3 protein-coding genes, 1 tRNA gene and 1 pseudogene are annotated in these 5,181 nt (G+C 63.3%); 3 read left to right on the top strand and 2 right to left on the bottom strand.

The annotated features are described in order from the left end of the window. Positions 1-625 (bottom strand): annotated as a pseudogene (locus PSRA_RS08960) (glycoside hydrolase domain-containing protein); the annotation flags it as partial. 140 nt (positions 626-765) lie between these two features. Between PSRA_RS08960 and PSRA_RS08965 the strand changes: the two are divergent. Further along, positions 766-1,014: a helix-turn-helix domain-containing protein gene (locus PSRA_RS08965; RefSeq protein WP_094661248.1), complete on the top strand. Its 249-nt coding sequence runs from the start codon at positions 766-768 to the stop codon at positions 1,012-1,014. A gap of 463 nt (positions 1,015-1,477) precedes the next feature. Here PSRA_RS08965 and PSRA_RS08970 read toward each other — a convergent pair whose 3' ends face one another. Further along, a complete protein-coding gene (locus tag PSRA_RS08970) occupies positions 1,478-3,163 on the bottom strand; it encodes a hypothetical protein (protein ID WP_143516477.1) in 1,686 nt (561 codons plus the stop codon). Positions 3,164-3,491: 328 nt separating this feature from the next. Here PSRA_RS08970 and PSRA_RS08975 point away from each other — a divergent pair. Together PSRA_RS08975 and PSRA_RS08980 are read left to right on the top strand one after the other, a co-directional pair. After that, a tRNA-Arg gene (locus tag PSRA_RS08975) sits at positions 3,492-3,565 on the top strand. A 297-nt stretch (positions 3,566-3,862) separates the two neighbouring features. Further along, complete coding sequence (locus PSRA_RS08980) at positions 3,863-4,714, top strand: hypothetical protein (protein WP_094661551.1); 852 nt, start codon at positions 3,863-3,865, stop codon at positions 4,712-4,714. The last annotated feature ends 467 nt before the right edge of the window (positions 4,715-5,181 follow it).

The raw sequence follows: 5,181 nt of genomic DNA on the forward strand, positions 1-5,181 counted from the left end.
CGAAGTAGCCGCTGGCGACATCGACGGGCATGTCCTCCAGCGCCTGGATCGCGTAGATGACGGCCTCGTTGGTGCCGCGGTCATAGATGCCGTCGCACGGGCTCAGCCCGGAGTAAGCCTCGAAGCCGCCGTTGAGCTCCTGCTGGAACGAACGGACGCTGGCATCGCCGCCCGAGCCCGGGATGAGCCTGAACTGGTCCATCGACAGGAGCGCCTTCATCAGGTTCACGCTGACGGTCAAGCCGTCGCCCCCGATCCCGGCATCGGCCTGCAGCGACGCGACGGCCGCCGCGACCTTGTCGTCGTAGTGGTCGTCGAGGTCCCCGTAGTGCCCGGCGTCGTATCCCTTGCACCACAGGGCGCCCTGCAGGATCGCGTACTTGTTGCTCGCCGCTCCCTTGAGGGCGGGCTTCGCCAGCGGCGCCGCCTGGTAGCGGGCGGTCGTGCCCGGGCCGAAGTTGTCGGAAGGCACCGAGATGCCCAGCTCGATCTGCAGCGCCCTCAGAAGGCCGTGGACGACCTCCCACCCGGTCCTGCCGTTCTCCTGCACGACGTTGCAGCCGTTCCTGCCCACGTATGTCTTGTTCAGCCATTTCTGGGTCGCGAGGACCATCTGGTCCGTCATCGCGATACTCCTTTCCGCCGGCCGCGCCGGCGTGACGATGGGATGGCCAGTCCATCCCGACACCCCCATATTGTAACCATTCGGTTTCAGTTTGTCAACTCTTGGTTATTTTATCCACCGTTCGGCCTACGCTGGCAGGCATGTCCACATACGGAGAACGATTCGCCGCGGCCCTGGCCGCGGAGCTCAGGGCGCAGAAGGGGCGCAGGAAGGCCAGCGATGACGACATCGCCGACGCCATCGGCGTGCACCGGGTCTCGGTCAGCCGCTATCTCAGCGGGGCGCGCCCCATCCCGCTGACGGTCTTCGCCGACATGTGCGACTACCTAGGCGTCGCCCCCGCGAAGGTGATAGACGAAGCCGAAAAGCACGCTCGCGGGAACGCCTAGCATGTCCGCCGCGCACGCCACGTCGGTCATCGTCGGCTCCCCGCGCAGCACCCCATCCACGTCATCCGGCATCTCCACCGATCACTCCCAACCCCGGCTCCGGCCGGAAAATTCACCTATCGCGAACACTCGTTCGACAGCCGCCATTCTAGCCCCAAGGCGACACATACACGGCACGTCAACCGACACGCGCAAGACGACAAACAACACATCTAGTGTTTCAAAAACACGACAGACCACAAAGCAAGTCGGAAAACAGGCCCCACGCGACCAACGGCCGAAAACCAACCAAACACAACATCTAGAGACCCTCCCCCTCCCGAAAGAACACAACCCATCGGCGTGTCGCACAAAAGCAGCCGCAAGAAAGAGTCAGCATGTCCACAACGCGCATGCGCACCGATTCACCACAGGGACACGAGTTCAAAAGTCAGCAGCGCATCAAACACCACAACAGAAGACTTCACACGACATGCTTTGCATCATGTCTTCCATCCGTCTTGATGCAAACCGCACCGCGGCGTCGCACGAGCACGATCACAGCGACCACGATCGCCACGGCCGCCACGACGCCGACCGCCACGATGGCAATCGTCCGCCCACGCGCATCCGGGGCAGCCCTGTCACCTGACCGACCGGACTGCCCCGCCGACGATGATGTCGACGCGACAGCATCCGCCCAATCGTCAGGAACGCTGACTTTGGTCAGAAGAAAGCCATCGCCCGCTGTAAGGAATATGCCGGTCTCGCCCGGCATCGGCACGTTCCCGACAATTCCCATGCTCTTTTCGGGATTTTCCGTAGCATTTTCCTCCTCGCCGAGATTCACCGAGTAATCCGCCACGCACGCGCCATCCGTCGACGCGACACGAAGAGCCGCGGGCGCGGCAGCGGCACGGCCATCGGAAACGACGCCCCCAGCGAACAGGGGCATGACAAACGCAGACCCGTCGGATGTCAAAGCGCCTTCCCGCCCCTCAAGGACATTGCCATCACCACCTGCGAGGATGGTCGGGATCTCCCCCATAACGGACCAATCCCGCGCCGATACGAACCTGACTCCTTGCGAGGGGGCCGCCGGTGTCGAGGAAACCGTGCCATCCGAGAACGAGTAAGCCAGGACCGAGCCATCAAGGGACGAATCGGTCTCGGATGTTTCGGAAAAACCTGCGAGCGTATGCTCCTGCCCCACTTGGCCCGTCGACAAGGTCACGGGTGTGATTGTCGAATCCCCGTCCCGTATCGGGCATTGGCCGGATGCATCGTCATCCGACGCATCCGATGCATCCCATCGCACGGCATCGACAAGATACAGGGTATCCGAATCCGCCACAAGCGACGGATGGGCAGCATCGTCCGAGTTCTGCGCGCGCCGCTCCAGCACATGGAAGCCATCGCACACCGTATCCCCAGCCGCGTCACCCGTAACACGCATACGCGTCGGCCGGACGGGAAGCATCTTCACATCACCCGTGGCGGCATTGAGCGACACCAAACGCTCCGACCAATCGGAAGGATCGAACGCAACGTACCACGTCAGACGGTCCGGCGACACGGCAAGCACACGCTCATCATTCATCGAATACGGCAGGTCGATGGTTTTTTCGTCGGTGATGGTGCCGTCGGCGGTGGAAAGGGAGACGATGCGGCGCGTCTGCGGGGACGAGGGGTCGGAGTTCGTGTATGCGTAGGCTGTGGCGCCGTCGGGCGACGGCACAAACCACCAGCTGCTCACGGGCAGGCGGGTGACGGACATGTCTGCGGTGGCGATGGACAGGCCCATGCCGCCCTGCCCGTTGTCATCGACGGCGAGCAGGATATGCGACCCGTCGTCCGATATCTCGGCGGTGCCGGTGGGTTCGAGCGTCACGCCGGACAGGTCGGCCTTGCCAGTGACCGTCATGCTCGCCACGTCGACGCGGCAGATGGCGTCGCCGGCGGGGAGGGGCACGGTGTAGGCGGTGGAACCGTCGGGCGAGAAAAGAAGGCGGATGGCCTGCTCGTACGATGACGAGCTCGGCGACGTGCCGCGCGGAAGGCACTGCGGGTCATCGACCTGCGACACACTGGCCGCCGGCATCACGAAGGACCCGGAGGAATCGTCGGCGGCAACCGCCGCCGGAACGCATACCGGCACCGCTGCAAGCACGCATGCACATACCACCGCAGCCATAGCCTGCAGGCAACGGAGCGGATGCACAATGCGACGGACATGACGCCGAGCGCACGCAACACGGGACGCGGTACAGCAAGACGACACGCGATGGAAGACGGACATCCCTGGCCTCTTTCTCTCTCTTTGCCATCATTGTACCGGTCGCGATGGCGATGACCGGCGGATATCGGGCGAACGACGATATGAGGATGCGCCCTCTCCCTCGCTGTATCACCAGTATCACCACGCGACACGCCGTAGTTGCGCCGCTCGATACGAAGGTCTATTCTCTTCAAATGTTGCAAGCAAAGCTTACAGCGTTGCGCCAGTAGCCCAATGGATTAGAGCAGCTGACTACGGATCAGCAGGTTGCAGGTTCGAATCCTGTCTGGCGCACTTTTTTATACCTTCTTTTCGTTCCCCTTCTGCATTATCTCTTTCCCATATCATCGTCTAGCGCGAAGTGCCGCGCAAGACGCAGGCGCCCCTTCCCGAAACACGCTTCCCGGAACACGGAAGACAACGCCATGTCCCGCGGAGTCCCGCAGACCATTTTCCACGATTTTGCCACCCTGGAACCCGGATTCCACCCACGATCCATCACGGTTTGCACGAGCCACGCAGAAGCGACACGCCGACGGACGAGGCGGGTACTGTCGGCGATATGAGAGACAGCGAGTGAAGGGGAATGACATGAGCTACGACGACATGAGCCACCGAGATACATCCGGGTTCGGCCCGGGCAAGGCTTTTCCCGTGACGGCGAGGAACATGACCGGCGCGGCGAACACTGCCGGCGCGGCGGATGCCGGTGTGCCGGGCGGCGCGGGCGACGGTTCGGGCGTGGAGGTCACCGAGTGGCATGGGTTTTCGTCGGGCGTGCCGTTCGTCGTCGAACCCCCGGCGGAGTATCTGAAGCGCATGGTCGATTGCGGGCGTACCTTGTTCATTCCGCCGGACGGCGAGGACGGGGATTACGTGGGGCGGCTCCTGTTCAGCCCTTCGGTGAGCCTCCCGTTCCCGATATTGGACGGGTCGGAGTCTCTGACGGACATGTCGGCCGCGGAGTGGCTATTCTTCCGCCCGCCGGTCAGCCACGTGTACGACGGGTCGGTGACTATCGAGGAGTGGGCGCTCACGTTGGAGGCGTACCTGTACTACGGGTATTTGGTGAACGAGGACGAGGGCAATGTGATTGCGACGGAGCTTGCCCCCGGCTGGGATTCGGAGGAAGACGTGTGGGCGCAGTGCGCCGAGTGGGCGCATGACGCGGTGGACTGGCTCACGTCGTTGAACGTGGCGCGCGCGTACGGGTTCGCCGCCCGCTTGGGCGGGGACGAGGTTCGCGCGTTGGAGACGGCGTGCGGCCTGTGGGGCGTGCCGTTCGACCTGTCGGAGGGTTTCGTCAGCGAGGTGATGGCGGAGGGCCGTGAGGCTTACGGGCGTCTGCTGGACGGGTATCGCGCGCTGACGGAGCGTGAGTTCGATTTCCTCGGCACGGACGTGCGCTGGATGGAGGGCGCGAGGGACGCGATGCTCCCGTAGACACGACGCTTCTTTAAACACGACGCGGGGCGCGGCCGGAATCATCGGCCGCGCCCCTTTTGTATGCGGTGCGCCAGGTTTGCCTTCTTCCTGCTAAGAGTAATCTCAACGATTTCCCCGCCAACAGTGCCTCTCACTGGCACTGCGGCGACCAGCGAAGCCCACCGTTACAGACACCATCGTTGAAGACAGGCGGCACCCCACCCCAACAGTGCCCCTCACTGGCACTCCTGCGACCGGCGAGACTCACTGTTACCGGCACCATCGTTGCAAACAGGCACCACCCCACCCCAACAGTGCCCCTCACTGGCACGCCAGCAACCAGCAAGACTCACCGTTACCGACACCATCGTTGCAAACAGGCACCACCCCACCCCAACAGTGCCCCTCACTGGCACGCCAGCAACCAGCGAGACCCACTGTTACCGACACCATCGTTGCAAACAGGCACCACCCCACCCCAACAG

This window comes from Pseudoscardovia radai (assembly GCF_002259605.1).
In the GTDB taxonomy this organism is placed as follows: Bacteria; Actinomycetota; Actinomycetes; order Actinomycetales; family Bifidobacteriaceae; genus Pseudoscardovia; species Pseudoscardovia radai.

Excerpts from the sequence above, each read along its gene's own strand:
- PSRA_RS08980 (WP_094661551.1), top strand. The coding sequence starts at position 3,863 with ATGAGCTACGACGACATGAGCCACCGAGATACATCCGGGTTCGGCCCG.
- PSRA_RS08965 (WP_094661248.1), top strand. The coding sequence starts at position 766 with ATGTCCACATACGGAGAACGATTCGCCGCGGCCCTGGCCGCGGAGCTC.